At 59.1% G+C, this 350-nt stretch carries 1 pseudogene; it reads left to right on the top strand.

Annotation, left to right across the window (positions count from 1 at the left end):
• Positions 1–284 (top strand): annotated as a pseudogene (locus tag IHE57_RS16205) (IS110 family transposase); the annotation flags it as partial.
• Positions 285–350 lie beyond the last annotated feature (66 nt).

Below are 350 nucleotides of genomic sequence, written 5' to 3'. Positions count from 1 at the left end.
ATGTCCTGGCTAATCTCAAGGTCCTGGCCGGCACGGATGAAGACCTCGCGCATGACATCACCAGGGCGATCAACCGGCTGAGGTCCCTACTGCTCCAGATCCACCCAGCGTTGGAACGTGTCTTCAAGGGCACCGTGCTGACCAGGAGCATCGTGTTAGATCTGCTGATCCGGTACCGGGGTCCGGCCGGGCTGCGTGCGGCGGGGAAGTCGGGGGTGAAGCGGTGGGCGAAGAACCACACCCGCAAGGACCCCTCGGTCTTGATCGATGCGAGGGACTGCTGAAGGTTTGGTTGACTTCACGACTGGATAAATTCCAGGAAGGATAGAAGTCATGCCAAAGATCTACAC

Origin of the sequence: Brevibacterium renqingii (assembly GCF_017808105.1) — a bacterium.
Taxonomy (GTDB): domain Bacteria; phylum Actinomycetota; class Actinomycetes; order Actinomycetales; family Brevibacteriaceae; genus Brevibacterium; species Brevibacterium renqingii.
The sequence above is the reverse complement of the archived record's forward strand: the minus strand, read 5'-3'. Positions and strand labels throughout refer to the sequence as shown.